Source organism: Mongoliitalea sp. (assembly GCF_054166905.1).
In genome coordinates, this window is sequence record NZ_JBSZCK010000040.1 from 490098 (window position 1) to 508645 (window position 18548).

An 18548-nucleotide genomic window follows, 5' to 3' on the forward strand; every position below is an offset into this window, starting at 1 on the left:
CTTTGCAAGTACTATGCTAGAACGCTAAGGCTGCTAATCCTAACTGTTTATTGAGCGGTTTGAGCAGATTGCCTACACCTTTGTTGTAGTTACCCAATAGCTGTTGCCCCAATAACTGTAGCAGGAAGTTTTGACGTGTGTTTTTCAAATTTAGAAAACTACTTTTTTTAGCATCATCTGAAAGACTGCTATTGTTCAAGACTTTGAATACATCGTCTACAAAAGACTTGTTGTGGGCTTTTAATTTCGTGTCTTGATCGGCCGTTAAACCCAGCTTGTCCACCGTATTTAAAGCAGTTAAGACTTGAGATGTGAGATCACCTCCTCCAGAAGGCAGACGTAACCTTTGAGCAAAAGCATCGTTGACAATGCTCATCATGAAAATCATTGCGAAAGAAAAAAGAATCTGTTTCATAAAATAAGATGTTTAATACTCAATCAATTTAAAAAAAACTTTGGTGCCAACAAAAAAATCACCCCTAAAAAAATTGATTTCCTTATGGGTGATTTTTTATCTAAGAACGAAAAGAACGGAAAGTAAGCTAGAAAGAATGAGAAAACTGAAATACAACTTACATTCATTCCTAATTTTTAATTCCTCATTCCCAATTGAACAATTCACCGAATCACCATTCACTGTTCACTGCTCATTGTTCACTGCTAACTGCTCACTACTAACTGTTCACTTTTCACTGTTCACTGCTCCCTGCTATCCCTTTCGAGCAATCGCTTTTTTTGCAGCCTTCACAATATTTTCAGCATTCAAGCCGTATTTCTCCAACAATTGAGTAGGAGTTCCTGACTCACCAAAAGAATCAAGCACACCCACGTACTCCAAAGGAGCAGGGTTGTTGCGGATCAAGGTTTGAGCAATGCTATCACCCAAGCCACCATTGATTTGATGTTCTTCTGCAGATACGGCACAGCCTGTTTTAGCAACAGATGCTAATATTGCTTCTTCATCCAATGGTTTGATTGTGTGGATATTAATCACCTCAGCATAAATGCCTTCTTCTCTCAACATGGCCTCAGCTACCACTGCTTCCCACACCAAATGACCGGTTGCAAAGATGGTAACATCTTTTCCCTCAATCATTTTCCAAGCTTTGCCAATGACAAATTCTTGGTCTTTAGGAGTGAAAATTGGCCAACTAGGTCTACCAAATCTTAGATAGGCAGGTCCTTGGTGGTCAACTAAGGCCAATGTAGCCGCTTTGGTTTGATTGTAATCACAAGGATTGATGACAGTCATGTGTGGTAACATTTTCATCATACCCAAATCTTCCAAAATCTGATGTGTTGCACCGTCTTCACCCAAGGTTAAGCCTGCATGAGAAGCACAGATTTTCACATTTTTGTCCGAATAAGCTACAGACTGCCTGATTTGGTCATAAACTCGACCGGTAGAGAAGTTGGCAAATGTTCCTGTGAAAGGAATCTTTCCTCCAATCGTCATCCCGGCAGCCAATCCAATCATATTAGCCTCAGCAATACCTACTTGGAAAAAGCGCTCTGGAAATTCTTTCTGGAAAGCGCCCATTTTCAAAGAACCAATCAAATCAGCACAAAGACCAACCACATTTGGGTTCAGTCTTCCGGCTTCTAATAAGCCATCACCAAAACCTGAACGCGTATCTTTTTTCTCTGTATAGGTATATTTTAAATCCAATGTCTTTTCCATGTTAATAGTCTCCTAAGGTTTCTTTCAATTGTCCCAATGCATTTTCCAATTCAGCATCACTCGGTGCAATTCCGTGCCACTTGTGCGTGCCTACCATAAAGTCTACGCCGTATCCCATTTCAGTGTATAACAAAATGAGTACAGGCTTTCCTTTGCCGGTAAGCGCTTTGGCTTCTGCAAGACCATCCAACACAGCTTCCATATTGTTTCCTTTTTGGATTTCCAATACCTCCCAGCCGAATGCTTCCCATTTGGCCTTCAGGTTTTTCAAATCCATCACCTTTTCAGTTGGACCATCAATCTGCTGTCCATTGTAATCAATGGCTGCAATTACATTGTCAATCTTGTAGTGAGCCGCATACATGGCTGCTTCCCATACTTGACCTTCTTGCTGCTCGCCATCTCCCATGACTGCAAACACAAGCTTATCGTCTCCATTGAGTTTTTTCACTTGTGCAGCCCCTAATGCCACAGAGAGTCCTTGACCCAATGAGCCGGAGGCGATACGGATACCTGGCAAACCTTCTTCGGTTGCAGGATGCCCTTGAAGACGGGTATTGATTTTTCGGAATGTCCCCAACTCTTCAACACCGAAATAACCTGATCTTGCCAATACAGAGTACCATAAGGCAGATACGTGTCCATTGGATAGGAAGAAAAGGTCTTCTCCTATTCCGTCCATTTGGAACTGATTATTGTGGGTCATTTCTTTGAAGAAAAGCGCCACGAAGTACTCCGTGAGGCCCAATGCTGCTCCAGGGTGACCGGATTGCACGCCATGAACCATGCGCAAGCAATCTCTTCTTACCTGTGAACAGATGTCGTTGAGTTGTTCGATTGAATGATTTTCCATTGGTTTGGAATTATTTTAAGATTTGTTTGGTATGTTCTTTTGTGTTTACTTTTTCAATAATTTCTTCCAAAATCCCTTCCTCATTGATGATAAAGGTGGTGCGAGCTGTTCCCATGTATTTTCTACCATACATGGATTTTTCAACCCAAGTGCCATAAGCTTCATGAACTTTCAAGTCCTCATCTGCTAATAGTGGGAATGGAAGGCTTTGTTTTTCTATGAATTTTTGGTGGGATTTTTCGGAGTCTGAACTCACACCCAATACTACATAACCAGCTGCCAATAAAGCATCATAATTGTCTCTTAAATTACATGCTTGGGCTGTGCAACCAGGTGTATTATCTTTTGGATAAAAATAGAGGACAACTTTTTTGCCCTTGAAATCTGATAACTTCAGGATGTTGCCATTTTGGTCTTTTGCTTCAAATGCCGGTGCTGGATTTCCGATTTCTAACGCCATGTTTTTGTGGTTTTATGTTGTTAAATAGATAAAAGCTGGGCTAATGGCAAAAGTACCAAAACTTCTGGTTTTTGGGTTAAAACTTTGATGAATGATTTAAGATTTACCACATAGGTACATAGAAACATAGTTGTATTAAAACGTATGTAGCATGCTCTTGTGAAAAATTAGCATCCTGTATCTATTTTCTTAACTCTTTATTGATTTTGTGTAGGATTTAACTTGAGTTAAATCTATAAAACGATTCTCTCCTGAAATGATATTTTACAGTTCATGAATCTCTAAGGTATTAATTTAGATGATTTTAATTTATGACCGTTTTAAAAACAGCTTCATTCCCAGCCATATCCCTTACTTTCAACAATACATCTCCTTTGAAAGGTTGTTTGGTCAACTTCTCAGACCAAATTACATTTTGCTTATGTTCGTATCGCATCAATACCCATTCCCCATTTACCCATGCCTCAAAATCCTTAATTCCGGATTTATCATCGCGTATGGTAAACCTTAATTCCTCAGCATTTACACGGATAGGAGTAATGCTGGGAGGATTGATATCAGTATCGAGTACAAAAGTACCAAAGTTTCTGGTTTTGAAACGGATATTTCCTAATTCCCAAGAACCGCCCACAAAAGATTTACTTCCATTTCTATTGAGTGCGTATACATGGGTTTTATCTCTATCAGGATTACCGAGAGGTTCCTTCCATACGATTTCAATAGGTGAACGTAAATATTCATCCGTATCGTTGATTTTGAGACGATTGCTTTGATGCTCTATCCTCACATACAAATCATCCAAAGTAGCTTCTTCTGGTACAATGATTTCTACTAGCTGATTGGCAACCAAACGCTCTTCTCCAAAGGGAATATGTGCAATGACGGACGGAAAAATCACCTCAGTGCATAAGTCAATTTGCTCTGGAATCCCATAACGCATATCCCATTTATATATTCTATGGGAATTGCTCACATACATGGGGACCATTTCCATTTCATGGCTTTTTACCCAAACCTTGGCTAAGGTTCCAATGTCAGAAGCTCCTGTTTCTATAATCATTAATGGACCATCAAATTTAATGAATGTGCCTTTGGTGCTACTAATGCTTCTATTCCCCAAAAAAAACGGAGCTTCTTCACCGAGCAGTGTCATTTTCACCATTCGAGAATTTCCAAAAAAGTCTTGGGCTTTAACAGAGATATTTTTTCGCTGCTGTGGATTTACTGTGATAGATCCTGACCATGTTGAATCAGGTTCATAAATTTCCAGGATGTTGTTTGGGACCTTGTACAGTCGCTTAAACCTATTGTTGGTCATGTGGGAAAAGAAAAATCTACCCTTGTTGAAATCAACATGTTGAAGATTGGCTTTAAAAATCGACTTTCCATCTTCCATCAACTCGTACACTGGATTTCCAAAAATATTGGTGGATCCATCCATACGGTCAATGGAATAAATTTCAATTCCGACTTTACCGCTTACTTTGATAGGTTCTTTGACTACATACGTTCCACCTTCAAGTACAGGTGTCACTTCAATTCGTTGATATAAACCATTCACTCTGCTATCCATGCCGATTGGACGAATAGCCATCTTGTAAACGATTGGAGGGGTATTATCTACGACTTCTTTGAATCGATAGACAAAAGGATCTATGGCTCGATCTAAAGTATCACGGATTTCGAAATGAAGGTGAGGCCCTCCCGAACTCCCTGTATTTCCTCCATTTCCGATAACTTCCCCTCGTTTGATTGGTAAAAACTCAGGATCTGGGAAAATTTCAAGCTCATTCTTTTTGGCGAAATACATCTCCTTGCGCATGAATTCCATGATCTTTGGAGAGAAGTTTCTTAAATGAGCATAGACGGATGATTGCCCATCATTATGTCTAAGGTACAGCACATTTCCATAACCATAGGTGGAAATTTTCATGCGATAGATGTAACCGTCGGCAATAGCTAAGATGGGTTCGCCGTCCACTCCACCGATTTTTACATCAATACCCGAATGGAAATGATTGGGTCTTATTTCAGAAAAATTGCCTGACAAAGCTGCTCTCTGTCCTGGTTTGACCGGAAATAAATAATCTTGGGCAATGGTTTGGGTGAAAAGGCCTAGCAAGCAACAAAGCAACAATAAGGAATTATTTAATTTCAAAGTCCAGTAATTTTTGGTCTTCAATAAATGCTTCCAAGCGGTCTCCTATGTTGACTTTGCTTACACCAGCAGGAGTACCCGTAAAAATCAAGTCTCCTTTTTTCAAGGTGAAAAACTGCGATACATAAGCAATGATGGCATTGAAATCAAACAGCATCATGGAGGTATTGCCTTTTTGTTTCAATTCTCCATTGATTGCTAAGTGGAAATTGATATCGTTCATGGCAGTAAACTCAGAAACAGGTAAAAATGAACCTACAGGAGCTGAACCATTGAAAGCTTTGGCAATTTCCCAAGGCAAACCTTTCGCTTTGCAAGTGTCTTGTAAGTCTCTTGCTGTGAAATCAATACCGATTCCAATTTCATCAAAATAGCGATGTGCAAACTGCGGTTGTATATATTTTCCTTCCTTGCACACTTTCAACACCAATTCCACCTCATGATGGATGTTTTGGGAAAAGTCAGGATGATAAAAAGGAGCGTTATTTTTGAGGACGGCAGTATCTGGTTTAAGAAAAACGACAGGTGCAGATGGACGTTCGTTATTCAACTCTTCGATGTGCTCAGCGTAATTTCTTCCGATTGCAATGACTTTCATGGGCTTTTCTATTCAGCTAGCAAAGAAAAGCAATTTAGGGGAAAGTTAGTAGCTAAGGACTCGATAGAGCGGATTTTTATGATTAAAATTAATCCTTAAAATAGTTCGGGACTTCCATTAAATTCAACTCCTATCGGAGTTGGTCTATGAAAATGTAATCTATACAATAAACCCCGAGTGGCCACTCGGGGCTGGCACCCTTCGGGATTCAACTCCTATCGGAGTTTGGAAATTAGATTCTGAAGTGAAATTTGTACGATAATATGTTTTTTATAAAGTAAATGTTTCTGGATTTATTTTTCGCATGTTTAGAGCCTATGGATGCTTCACTAAAATATCTGTGGAAATCAGCGTAAATCACATTTCAATCTGTGTCAAGATTCCCTTCTTCCCAAAAGAATTTTTTCGTGTTTATTAGTGTAAGTCGTGGACAGCTAATTTCTCACGCCATTTTCTGTGTATTCCGGGCTTTCCGCGAGACCCCCCTTAATCAATCATAGTGGCTCTCATTTTGGCGATACGATCTTCCAAAGATTCGGAGGAAAGAGAAGCTCGGAGACGGTCTACGAGTATAGGGAATGAAAATGGAGTAAACTGACCAGGATATTTTAAAACGATTTGCTGTTTGTTAATTTTTTGAATAGCGTTCAAAACACTATCCTTGTCCATCTGCATCTCCAAAGCCTCTCGTCGGGATTGTTTCAGCAGAAGGTTATCAGGATCGTAGTCTTCAAAAACACTGTAAATTAAGCTACTATTGGATTGCAGATGCTTCAGTTTCGTGGGTTTCCCAGGAAATCCTTGGAATATGATTCCAGAAATGGTGGCCACATCCCTGAATTTACGTTTCGCCATGTCGCTTTCATTGATGCATGATTGGATATCATCCATAAAGTTTTGCTCACTGAATAAATCCTCAGCCAAAATATCTTCTATCGGAATCACCTCATCTGACAGCAATTCAAAGCCGTAATCATTCATCCCGATGCTAAAGGTGATTGGATAGTTCAAACTGATGCGATAAGCTACTAGGGCGCCCAACACCTCATGAACCATCCTGCCTTCAAAAGGATAGAAAAATACATGATGCCCATCTCTAGAAATACATTTTTCAATTAGAAATGTGTGCGAATCGGGTATCATGGAAAGTCGCTGTTGCAAATCTAGCAGAGGTGCTAGGTATTTTACTTCCTCTGAGTAGTAAGAGCCTTTGGAAGCGTTTTCCAAAATTTCTCGCATCTTAGTTGACAACTTGGAAGTCAGTGAAATCCTTCCCCCCATGTAGGAAGGAATATTGCTAGTCTTTTTGGTAGACTGAGTAACGATCGCACTCAAATCACGGATAGCAATGAATTCCAAGGTTCTTCCGGCAAAGAAAAATCGGTCACCAGGCTTCAATCGAGAGATAAAATATTCTTCAACCATCCCCAAGAAGGTGCCATTTTTAAACCTTACCTTGTACATAGGATCACTCACGATCGTACCCATGGACAATCGGTGACGCATGGCTGTTCGCTTATCGTGAACTTTATAGCGCCCATCCTCTTCGATTTCTACTTTGGAAAACTCCTCATAGCCTCTCAGAGATTCCCCTCCTTCGGTGATGAAATGCAACATCCACTTAAATTCATCCGGCTGTAAATCTTGAAAGGTGTAGGTATTTTTAACCAAATGATATGTAGGCTCTGGATAGAATCCATCCCCAACAGCCAAGGTGATCAAAAATTGAATTAATACATCGTAAGTACCAGTTGGACAATGGATGCTTTCCATATCTCCTGTTTCCATGGCAAAGCGTAGAGCCGCTGCCTCGATTAACTCTAGAGAATTCGTAGGGACAAAGTAAATTTCAGAAGGTAATCCAGGCTGATGGCCAGCCCTTCCTGCACGTTGCATAAAACGGGCAACACCTTTGGGACTTCCAATTTGGATAACGGCATCCACTGGGCGGAAATCAACCCCTAAGTCCAAACTCGAGGTACAAACCACCAACTTCAATTTGTTTTGATGGAGTGCTTCTTCTACCCATGTACGTACAGCCATATCCAAGGAACCGTGATGCATGGCAACCCATCCAGCCCAGTCAGGTCTTGCCTCCATGATTTTTTGATACCAGATTTCTGTTTGTGCCCGGGTATTGGTAAACAATAGCAAGCTGTTGTGATGCTCGATAATGGGGATGATTTTATCCAGCAATTTCAACCCTAGGTGTCCCGACCAGGGGTATTTTTCGAGTTCATCAGGGTAGACGGTATGAACCGCTATCTCTTTGTGAATATCTGCTTTGACGATATGGATAGGAGCATGGATTCCCAGCAAAATCCGATTGGCTTCTTCCAAATTCCCAATAGTGGCAGAGATTCCCCACAATTGTATATCCTTTTGTAGGATGCTTTGAATGTAGGCAAGGGCCAATTGAACTTGCACCCCGCGTTTATTTCCCATCAATTCATGCCATTCATCTACAATGATGCACTTGACTTCCTGGAAGATGCTTGCATTTTCCTTTTGAGCCAGGAGAATTTGTAAAGTTTCAGGTGTGGTTACTAAGCACTGGGGTGGGTTACGTTTCTGCTGGTTACGGGTTTTGGTGTCAGTATCTCCATTTCTTACAGCCACTTTCCATGGAAGCCCAATACTGTCGCATACCTCCTGCATGGCGTGGTGTATGTCCTGAGCTAAGGCACGCAAAGGCGTTATCCAAATGACTTGGATACCCATCTTTTTTGGTTTTTGCCAGTTATCCGGATGCTTGCGTATGTAATCGAGAATAGGAGGGAACCATAAGGCAAAGGTTTTACCACTTCCTGTAGGTGCATTTAAGATTCCTGATTTGCCTGCTAAGAAATCTTTCCATGTTTGTGTTTGAAAATCAAATGGTTTCCAACCTTTATTCTCAAAATAGGAAAAGCCAATACCTAACTCTTTATCCTCCATACAGCGAAAGTAAATCTTTTAAATCAGATAAGGTATTTGCTTCTTCAATGCTTTTATCCGTTCTCCATCGATTGATCCTGGGGAAACGCAAAGCAATGCCGGACTTATGACGTGGGCTTTCTTGAATCCCCTCAAATGCAATTTCAAATACTAATCCTGGTTTGACGGTACGCACAGGCCCAAATTTTTCAAGCGTATTCTTTTTGATGTACTGATCCGCTTCTTTCAATTCCGCATCTGTGAGACCTGAATAGGCTTTGGTAAATGGAATCAATTTTTCACCCTCCCAAACTGCCAAGGTAAAGTCGGTAAATAAATCTGCTCTACGTCCATGCCCTTTTTGTGCATATATCAGTACTCCATCTATGGTCAATGGTTCAATTTTCCACTTCCACCAATTCCCACGCTTTCTTCCTACTTCATAGACTGAGTTTTTACGTTTCAACATAAAACCTTCAGCCATTTGCTTTCTGGAACGTTCTCTGATTTTCTCCAATGCTGCCCAGCTTTCTGCTTCTACTGTTGGAGATAGGTGCAGTCGGTCGGTTTGAATCCCTAGCAATAGTTCTTCCAAATGTGCTCTTCTAACGGTCAATGCCTGTGAGCGAAAATCTTTGCCTTCCAGTTCCAACAGGTCGTAAGCAAAAAAAGAAACAGGTGCCTGCTGAAGTATTTTTTTAGTAAGTGTTTTTCTTCCAATACGTGTTTGAAGCATGGCAAAGGGTAGGGGTAGTGTTCCCTCAAAACAAAGAATTTCTCCATCCAATACTGCGTTGTCTGGGAGAAAGGCAGCGGCTTCTACCAACTCCGGAAACTTATCCGTGACCAATTCCTCTCCTCGTGACCAAATGAAAATCTCTCCTCTTCGTTTGATTAATTGCCCCCGTATACCATCCCATTTCCACTCCACCTGCCAATCCTGCGGATGCTCTGTTTCCATTAAAGTTGTTTCTACAGGATGCGCTAAATAAAACGGATAAGGTCTCGATAAATCATCTGATAGACTGGATGTTAGAAGTAAATTTTCAAAGCTATCATTTAAAGGATTCCAATCACCCATTAAACGGTGGGTAACATCGGTTTTCTCTAGCTGTAGTACATCTGCTAATGCCTGAATCACCAATTGCTGACTAACCCCAACTCGAAAACCTCCCGTGATCAATTTAGTGAAAATGAACCGCTCTTCTTTGTCCAAACTGGTCCAGGCAGTCATGATTTGTTCCTTTTTTTCTTCCTCCTCCAAACCTTGCAAATTCATTAAAAAAGAAATCCATTGACTCAAGGTTTGCTGGGATGATTTAGTTGGAGGAGGTAAGAGTAATGAAATGGTTTCCGCTAAATCGCCTACAGTTTGATAAGATTCTTCAAATAGCCATGCAGGTATTTCAGCTAACTCGCAGCACCATTCCCGTAGCAAACGTGTATTGACCTGTCTTTTGGGACGCCTATGGGTAAATAGTGCCAGCGTCCAAAGTTTATCCTGATCATTGGCAGTTAAAAAATAAGTCTTCAATGCCTGCAATTTATCGCTTGTTTTATTACTTTGGTCTAGGCGATTAAAAAGCGCAACAAAATCTTTCATAGTTGGGTTATTTCTCAGAAATGTGAATCAAGTCACAATTCCTTCCATGAGAATTAATTAACTTGTAAATGTTCAACAAAATAGCCTTTTTCGGCGTATTATTGATAAAACCAGACACCAATGAAAAAGTTACTAAGCATCCTTCTTTTAAGTTCAATTTTCTTTGCTTGCAACAAAGATGAGGATAGAAGATATACCCGAAATGAAGTGACTTATCAATTATTCCAAAGTTCAGATTTTGCCTACACGGGAATAGCCACCTTAAGGGAATTGAATACAGGAGAGTTGGAAATGGAAATAACTTTAGAAGGACCTAAAGATGCTACCCCTTACTTCTTTCCGGTACATTTACATTTTGGAAGTTATGACCAAGCTGATTCACCCATTGCCTTTTTATTTAACCCAATAGATATCCGTACATTGAAAAGTGTAACTAAAATGGATGTGCTATCTGATGGACGGGTGTTGAATTTCGAAGATTTCAAAAACTTTGATGGACACATTAAAATTCACTTAGCAGATTCAGGACCTGAATATAATGTTTATCTAACTGTTGGAAACGTAGGGTCGAATGACAACAGTCGTGCAGCATTTGATCGAAATAATATCAGCTTGTGTGCTCCTGATATGAGAGGGTTGGATTGATTTAATCCTCACCCTCATCCATTATTTTTTCAATTGTCAACAATTTGAAACTGTCAAGCAAGGTCTTGATTTCTGCATTCATTACCTTTTGGTATTCTAAGTGTTCCTCTGCGGAAAATGGCTTCATACGGTTATGCACATGGTATTTTCGTTGAAATTCATCGTCATGGGAATGCTCGAATCCAGGTACTTCGATAATCTCCTTATCCCAAATTTTTAATTCTTCTTTTAACTTAGAGAAATCAACATCTTGTTCTTTTAATAATTTTTCGATTTCCATAATTTCCTCACGGGCATCAAGGCTGCTTTGATGATATACATTTGCTTCGATGTAAATCTCCGAATTGTCTTCCTCATTTTTCCCAGAAGAACAAGCAATGGTAAAGAAAGTGATGATTGAACTAGTTAATAATAAGGGAACTCTTTTCATGTTTAAATCGGTCTTTTGGACAAATATATTAAAAATGACAAACTTGAGACTTTTCGTGTAAGTTTCTTTTCAATAAAATCAATCATTCTAATTAATACGTGCATTGAATGAAAATTACATCATCGGTTATCTCTCAATCCATATTTTTCTACATTTTTAGGGCTGAAAATAAAAATCAACAGCTTATGAATTACAAAACCAAGATATCAAGCCTGATTTTGGTATGGCTTTTGGCCATGGGGCAAGTATTTGCTCAAGAGACGGTTAATTTGGAAATGATGCATCGCATCAAAAATGAAGGAATGCGCAATTCCCAAATTCAAGATCTTTCCTTTCATTTAACAGACTTCCTAGGTCCACGTTTGTCTGGATCTACTAATCTTCGCAATGCAAGAAATTGGACAGCAGAAAAATTCAAGGAATGGGGTTTAAGCAATGTGAAAATCGATACTTATGGTGAGTTTGGTCGTGGATGGGATGTGAAGAAAGCCTACATTGCCATGAAAGAGCCTTATTATGCACAGATCATTGGATATCCGAAAGCTTGGACAGACGGAACCAATGGCTTGGTTTCTGATGAAGTGATGTTGATAGAAATTTCTTCGGATGCAGACTTTGATAAGTATAGAGGGAAGTTGAAAGGCAAAGTTGTGATGACTCCTGCAAATTTGACTGTCAATCCAGCATTTGAAGCGGAAGCAAGACGTTGGACAGATGAGGAATTAGAAAATAGAAAAACAATTCCTGTGGGCAATATGCCATCAAGATGGACTCCTGAGCAGATGGCACAAATGAGAACTGCCCGAGAATTGGATGCCAAGTTAAATGCCTTCCTATTGGAAGAGCAGGTAGGCTTACGTTTGACAGGTACCCGAGGTAGCTTCGGAACAGTATTCCACACCCGTTCAGGTTCATTCTCTACTGATAAAAAAGTAACAGTCCCAGAAATGGAAATTGCTGCCGAACACTATGGCCGTATTTATCGCCTGATCAAAAACGGTAAAAAGGTAAGTATAGAGGCTGAAATTGATGTTCAATGGTTGGATGATGATTATGCAGGTTATAATGTTATTGCAGAGATTCCTGGTACTGATAGAACTCTTAAGCCTGAAATTGTCATGTTAGGTGGACACTTGGATAGTTGGCATGCCGGTACAGGTGCCAATGACAATGCCGCTGGTGTTGTCGTAATGATGGAAGCGATTCGTATTTTGAAAGCCTTGGATGTTCAACCAAAAAGAACCATCCGTATCGCATTATGGGGTGAAGAGGAGCAGGGATTGTATGGCTCCAGAGGTTATGTTCAGAAATATGTGGCTGACAGAAGTACGAAAGAGAAAAAAGCAGAGTGGGATAAAATTTCCGCTTACTACAACCTAGATAATGGTTCCGGTAAAATCAGAGGGATTTATCTGGAAGGAAATGATATGCTGGTTCCTATTTTTGAAAAATGGTTTGAGCCATTCCATGAGATGGGAGCAAATACCATTACAAGAAGAAGCACAGGTTCCACAGACCACGTAGCATTTGATGCGGTGGGTGTTCCAGGTTTTCAGTTTATACAAGACCCAATTGACTATGGTAAAGGCTATCACACCAATATGGATGTTTATGAGCGCATGCAATTTGGAGATATGACCCAAGCTGCCATCATTATAGCAGCGATGGTGTATAACACGTCTGAGAGAACAGAAAAATTGCCAAGAAAACCTTGGTAAAATTTACCACTCATTGAAAGGAAGCCATGAACAATTCGTTCATGGCTTTTTTTTATTGCATTTATACCGAATACCAAATTTTGATTGGTTAAACAGGCTTAATTTTTTAACTTTCGGGAGATTTTTATCGTTTAATCTACGATAGTTTTCTTAAAATTCTGAATTATAAACCCAAATAGATATGTACAAAGTCCCAAGAATGATTTTTACGGAGGAGCATGAACTCTTTCGCCAATCCGTAAGAGATTTTATTTCCAAAGAAATTACTCCCAATAACGCTGAATGGGAGAAAAATAAAATGGTTAGTCGTGAGTCTTGGAAGAAACTGGGCGAAAACGGATTTCTTTGCATGCAAGCTCCAGAGGAATTTGGCGGATTGGGCTTGTCTGATTTTCGATATAATGCCATTTTCACCGAAGAATTAGGGCTTTCTGGTTGTTCTGGTCCAGCGATAGGGTATCCATTGCATTCAGATATTGTGTTTCCTTATATCATGCATTATGGAACCGAAGCCGCTAAGGCAAAGTATATACCGGGTATGATTTCTGGTGAATTGATAGCTGCTGTAGCCATGACGGAACCTGGAGCTGGATCTGATTTGCAGGCTATTCGGTCCACAGCCGAGGATAAAGGGGATTATTACCTAATCAATGGCTCTAAAACCTTTATCACCAATGGATACCTTTGCGATGTCGTGGTGGTCGCTGCCAAAACCGATCCTAGCTTAGGTGCTAAAGGAATCAGTTTGTTTCTTGTTGACAAGGATATGGCTGGATTTTCCAAAGGAGTGCCTTTTGAAAAAGTCGGTTTACACGCACAGGATACTTGTGAATTGTTTTTTGAGGATGTAAAAGTTCCGAAAGAAAATCTATTAGGTAAAGTAGGAGAGGGTTTCAAGTATTTGATGACAGAATTGGCACAGGAGCGATTGGTAGTTGGTTTGGCAGCTATTGCCTTGGCTGAATCTACATTTTTAAGTACAGTTGACTATGTTAAAAGTAGGCCTGCTTTTGGAAAGATGGTTTCAGATTTCCAGAATACGCGTTTTAAAATCGCTGAAATGGCTGCCAAATTAGAACAAGGAAGAATATATGCAGATCAATTGGTCGCGTTGCATAATGAAGGAAAATTAGATTCCGCCATGTCTTCTGCTGCTAAGTATCTATTAACAGAATTGCAATGTTGGGTTTCCGATGAGTGCGTACAGTTACATGGTGGCTATGGCTACATGTGGGAATACTCTGTTGCCCGTGCCTTCGCTGATGCTCGTGTACAACGGATATACGCAGGTACCAACGAAATCATGAAAGAGTTGATTGCCAGAAAAATTTTGAAGTAAGATTTCTATTCAAGCCAATCCTCCTAAAGGGTTGGCTTTTTTGTGTAGAAATAAATTATTCTCCGAATTCAACTCCTTCTTGAGTTGGAAAACTGTTGTTCAGTAAATCTTTTGACACTCCGATTGACAACTCATTGCTTATACCCTGAGGGATTAAACACCCTTAGAAATTGTTTTCAATAGTTTGAATCTATTCCATACATCTTTTCAGTAAATTTTTCTGTGCATTCTGCTCCTTCTACGAGACATTTTTTGTGGCTTTAAAACTTTTATGCTTTATATTTAGTCCTTCTAATGTTGTAAACCCAAAATCAAAAAACTACTTATGCATAATTTCCCGTGGTTTAAATTTTATCCATCAGCAGTAGATACCGAGGTAAACGTCACCCAATACAGTTCGGTCGTCAACTTGTTCGAAGAGAGTGTGAAGAAATTTGGAAATGCGATTGCCTATGAATGTATGGGTAAAACCATCTCTTTCAACGAGGTGGATGAGCTTTCCAAAAAGTTTGCCTCCTACCTTCAAAATGATTTAAATATGAAGAAGGGGGACCGTGTGGCCATTCAAATGCCCAACTGTCTGCAATATCCTGTAGCGCTTTTTGGTACCCTCCGAGCAGGAATGGTGGTGGTCAACACCAACCCTTTATATACTGCCCCAGAGATGAAACATCAGTTTCAAGATGCAGGGGTTGAAGCCATCGTTATTGTAGCCAACTTTGCCTCCAATCTGGAAAAAATCCGCCATGAACTAAATACCAAGCATATTATTGTTACTGAATTGGGTGATATGCTGGGTGGCTTGAAAGGCACGATTGTGAATTTTGTAGTGAAGCATGTCAAAAAGATGGTGCCTGCTTTCAACCTTCCAAGAGCTATCCGTTGGAAAACGATGATGGGGAAGGCGGATGTTTCCAAATTTAAGCGTCAGGATATGACTTTGGCAGATACCGCTTTCTTGCAATATACAGGCGGCACTACCGGAGTTTCTAAAGGTGCTGAATTGACCCACGGAAACATCGTAGCAAATATGCAGCAAATCTCTGCTTGGATGAAACCAAAATTGGTGGATAAAGAAGAAATTGTCATCACTGCTTTGCCTTTGTATCACATTTTTGCATTAACAGTTAATTGTTTGGCTATGATGAAAATCGGTGCACATAATGTACTGATTACCAATCCTCGAGATATGCCAGGTTTTATCAAGGAATTAAGCAAGAAGAAATTCACTGTAATGACAGGTGTGAATACCTTGTTCAATGGATTATTGAACCAAGAAGCATTTACTAAGCTGGACTTCTCTTCTCTTAAAATATCCGTAGGTGGTGGCATGGCCGTGCAGCAGGCTACAGCCGAAAAGTGGGAAAAAGTAACAGGAACTCCTTTAGCGGAAGGCTATGGTCTTACGGAAACTTCACCTGTGGCTACTTGTAACCCAATCGATGGTACGGAACGAATTGGTACCATCGGGATTCCGCTACCTAACACGGATGTAAAAATAATCGATGATAACGGAGCTGATCTACCTGTGGGAGAACGAGGAGAATTGTGCATTAAAGGACCTCAAGTGATGAAAGGCTACTGGAATAGACCCGAGGAAACGGAAAAAGTAATGGATGGCGATTGGTTTAAGACTGGAGATATTGCGGTAATTGATAAAGACGGTTTTGTGAAAATAGTAGACCGTAAAAAAGAAATGATCTTGGTATCAGGTTTTAATGTCTATCCAAATGAAGTGGAAAATGCAATTGCTTTACATCCAAAGGTATTAGAGACTGGAGTAATTGGCATGCCTGATGATAAATCTACGGAGAAAGTCGTTGCTTATGTAGTTGCTAAAGATAAATCTTTGACGGCTGAAGAAGTTATCTCGCACTGTCGTGAGAATTTGACCAATTATAAGGTTCCTCGGGAAGTTTACTTTACTGATGAACTTCCTAAGACTAACGTGGGAAAAATCCTTCGTAGAAAAATCAAGGAAATGCACGAGAAGAAGGAGTGAGTTGAGAACAATGAGCACTGAAGTTAATTAAAATGCAAATTTGTAAGAGAAATACCCTGTTGGTTTTAAAAACCAACAGGGTATTTTTTTTGGAATAATTGACCTTTAGGGGTTTATTGAACCTCAAGGGAAAAACTTTTTCAAAGTTTGGAACTTTGGAAAAGTTGCCTTTTACCTAATTAAAAAATCAAATCTCGCTTTCAGACTGAAATCCTGACTTGGTATCCAAATACGGGATAGGCTATGGTACTTTGTATAATAAAGAATTCCCCATTCCTACCTCTAATCAAAAAAAACTTGTGCAAATCTCATTTTTTTCATACTTTTTGTTTCTTAAAAACCCAAAATACCAAATGATTTTTGATTACATTATTGTAGGAGCAGGTTCGGCGGGCTGTGTCTTGGCCAATCGTTTATCTGAAAACCCAAGAAACCAAGTTTTACTTCTAGAAGCAGGGGGACCCGACAGTCAAACAGATATTCACATTCCTGGCGCCTATAGTCAGTTGAATAGGACTGCTGTGGATTGGTCGTTTTGGACAGAACCTCAGGAACATGTAGATGGTAGAAAGATTTATATTCCCCGTGGAAAAGTGTTGGGAGGTAGCAGCAGTACCAACGCTATGGCCTACGTTAGAGGAAATCCAAAAGATTTTGACGAATGGGCCGCTTTAGAGAATGATGGTTGGAGTTATCAAGATGTATTGCCCTACTTCAAAAAATCCGAATATAATGAAAATTTTTCTGGTGAATTTTATGGAAATGATGGCTTTTTGCATGTAGCTCACAGTCAGCAGCCACATCCCTTGGGAAAGTACTTCATCAAGGCTTGTACACAAATAGGTATTCCCGAAAACCCTGAATATAACGCAGCTCAACAAGAGGGTGCTTCCTTACTCCAATTTACAATCAAAAATAATGAGCGACAAAGTACCGCTGCTGCCTTTTTGAAACCTGCTTTGAAGCGAAGTAATCTGACAGTAATGACTCGAATACAAGTGACAAAAATTATCCTTGAAAACAAGGTTGTCAAAGGTGTGCAAGCGATCAATGGAGATGGTAAAATTCGGGAAATCTTCTGTTCCAAGGAAGTAATCCTAAGCGCAGGAGCCTTTCAAAGTCCTCAAATTTTATTGCTATCGGGAATCGGAGATGCTGCATATTTAAACTCTTTTGGGATTGCTTGTGAACATGAGTTAAAAGGAGTAGGGCAGAATTTACTAGAGCATGTATGGTCAGGAGTCTCTGCTAAATCTACAGTTCCAACAAATAACGATACCTTAAAGCCCTTAGTGAAATTTCGTGAATTGGCTAATTATATATTGTTCAAAAAAGGAGTCTTAGGCAATAGTCCCTTGACTGCTAATGCCTTTATCAAAACTGATCAATCATTAGACCGACCCGATATACAATTCCATTTTGCACCGACAGGTGTAAAGAAAGATTACAGTACGGATTTGTATGATGTTGCAACATTTCCAAAGGAGTCTGGTTTTTCCATTATGTGTATCTTAGTACGGCCAAAAAGCAAAGGATTTGTAGGATTGAATTCTGCTAATCCCTTGGATTCTCCCAAAATACAGCCTAATATTTTCTCACATCCCGATGATTTAGAAACTCTCAAAAAAGGCATGTATCTGGCTAAGCAAGTAATGGAAACCAAGGAATTACAAGCTTTTCAAAAAGATGGGATTTATCTTCCGTCGAGCTTCGATGATGAGACTTTAGAAAAACATATCAAGAGGAGTCTGGAAACACTCTATCATCCCGTCGGGACTTGCAAAATGGGCAAAGACGCTATGGCCGTGGTGGATGATCAACTTCGTGTGTATGGCATACAAAAGCTCCGGATAGCCGACGCCTCTATCATGCCCACTATCATCACTGGAAATACCAACGCCGCCTGCATCATGATTGGAGAGAAAGCCGCGGATTTAGTGCTAATGAATAGTTAGCAGTGTGCAGTGTGTTATTAGTTAATTAAGTGATTGGTTGATTTAGTGGTTAGTGAAAAGTGAATCGTTAACAATGTGTTTAAGGTGTGGTTCAAATACGATTCTTCTTTTTCGGGTCCTGAATCTTGATTTGACACTGGATATAAAGTTATGAACCCAAAATTCTAGCTGGGAATCCAAAAATCAAAAG

The 18548-nt window shown here is 39.9% G+C and carries 14 protein-coding genes; 5 read left to right on the forward strand and 9 right to left on the reverse strand.

Annotated elements, in window-relative coordinates; all coding sequences use genetic code 11:
- Positions 1 to 16 precede the first annotated feature (16 nt).
- From ACXIUD_RS16315 to ACXIUD_RS16350, 8 genes are all read right to left on the reverse strand, one after another.
- Complete coding sequence (locus ACXIUD_RS16315; protein WP_458053706.1) at positions 17 to 415, reverse strand: hypothetical protein; 399 nt, start codon at positions 413 to 415, stop codon at positions 17 to 19.
- A 294-nt stretch (positions 416 to 709) separates the two neighbouring features.
- Entirely contained in the window at positions 710 to 1681 is a 972-nt protein-coding gene (locus ACXIUD_RS16320; protein WP_458053707.1) for a transketolase family protein, read from the reverse strand.
- 1 nt (position 1682) lies between these two features.
- The gene (locus ACXIUD_RS16325; protein WP_458053708.1) at positions 1683 to 2534 is read right to left on the reverse strand and encodes a transketolase; all 852 of its coding nucleotides are present in this window, start codon (positions 2532 to 2534) and stop codon (positions 1683 to 1685) included.
- A gap of 10 nt (positions 2535 to 2544) precedes the next feature.
- Positions 2545 to 2994 carry a thioredoxin-dependent thiol peroxidase gene (gene bcp / locus ACXIUD_RS16330; RefSeq protein WP_458053709.1) on the reverse strand — a complete coding sequence of 150 codons (450 nt, stop codon included), beginning with the start codon at positions 2992 to 2994 and terminating at the stop codon, positions 2545 to 2547.
- A gap of 304 nt (positions 2995 to 3298) precedes the next feature.
- Positions 3299 to 5152, reverse strand: coding sequence for a M23 family metallopeptidase (locus ACXIUD_RS16335; protein ID WP_458053710.1), 1854 nt, complete (start codon positions 5150 to 5152; stop codon positions 3299 to 3301).
- Positions 5139 to 5750, reverse strand: coding sequence for a fumarylacetoacetate hydrolase family protein (locus ACXIUD_RS16340; protein ID WP_458053711.1), 612 nt, complete (start codon positions 5748 to 5750; stop codon positions 5139 to 5141). Before ACXIUD_RS16340 ends, ACXIUD_RS16335 begins: the two co-directional genes overlap by 14 nt.
- Positions 5751 to 6236: 486 nt before the next feature.
- The gene (locus ACXIUD_RS16345) at positions 6237 to 8687 is read right to left on the reverse strand and encodes a ligase-associated DNA damage response DEXH box helicase (protein WP_458053712.1); all 2451 of its coding nucleotides are present in this window, start codon (positions 8685 to 8687) and stop codon (positions 6237 to 6239) included.
- Positions 8677 to 10269, reverse strand: a complete 1593-nt coding sequence (locus ACXIUD_RS16350; protein WP_458053713.1) for an ATP-dependent DNA ligase — start codon at positions 10267 to 10269, stop codon at positions 8677 to 8679. Before ACXIUD_RS16350 ends, ACXIUD_RS16345 begins: the two co-directional genes overlap by 11 nt.
- A gap of 120 nt (positions 10270 to 10389) precedes the next feature.
- On the opposite strand from ACXIUD_RS16350, the gene ACXIUD_RS16355 reads away from it, so the two are divergent.
- Positions 10390 to 10914 carry a hypothetical protein gene (locus tag ACXIUD_RS16355; protein WP_458053714.1) on the forward strand — a complete coding sequence of 175 codons (525 nt, stop codon included), beginning with the start codon at positions 10390 to 10392 and terminating at the stop codon, positions 10912 to 10914.
- Position 10915: 1 nt separating this feature from the next.
- Here ACXIUD_RS16355 and ACXIUD_RS16360 read toward each other — a convergent pair whose 3' ends face one another.
- On the reverse strand, positions 10916 to 11344 hold the full coding sequence (locus tag ACXIUD_RS16360) for a hypothetical protein (protein ID WP_458053715.1): 429 nt from the start codon (positions 11342 to 11344) through the stop codon (positions 10916 to 10918).
- 185 nt (positions 11345 to 11529) lie between these two features.
- Here ACXIUD_RS16360 and ACXIUD_RS16365 point away from each other — a divergent pair, with 185 nt between their 5' ends.
- The 4 genes from ACXIUD_RS16365 (at position 11530) to ACXIUD_RS16380 (ending at position 18358) form a co-directional block, all read left to right on the forward strand.
- The gene (locus ACXIUD_RS16365; RefSeq protein WP_458053716.1) at positions 11530 to 13062 is read left to right on the forward strand and encodes a M20/M25/M40 family metallo-hydrolase; all 1533 of its coding nucleotides are present in this window, start codon (positions 11530 to 11532) and stop codon (positions 13060 to 13062) included.
- Between the two features lie 181 nt (positions 13063 to 13243).
- Entirely contained in the window at positions 13244 to 14401 is a 1158-nt protein-coding gene (locus tag ACXIUD_RS16370) for an acyl-CoA dehydrogenase family protein (RefSeq protein WP_458053717.1), read from the forward strand.
- A 325-nt stretch (positions 14402 to 14726) separates the two neighbouring features.
- Positions 14727 to 16403 (forward strand): AMP-binding protein, encoded by a 1677-nt coding sequence (locus tag ACXIUD_RS16375; protein ID WP_458053718.1) that lies wholly within the window; start codon positions 14727 to 14729, stop codon positions 16401 to 16403.
- A 353-nt stretch (positions 16404 to 16756) separates the two neighbouring features.
- On the forward strand, positions 16757 to 18358 hold the full coding sequence (locus ACXIUD_RS16380; RefSeq protein ID WP_458053719.1) for a GMC family oxidoreductase: 1602 nt from the start codon (positions 16757 to 16759) through the stop codon (positions 18356 to 18358).
- Positions 18359 to 18548 lie beyond the last annotated feature (190 nt).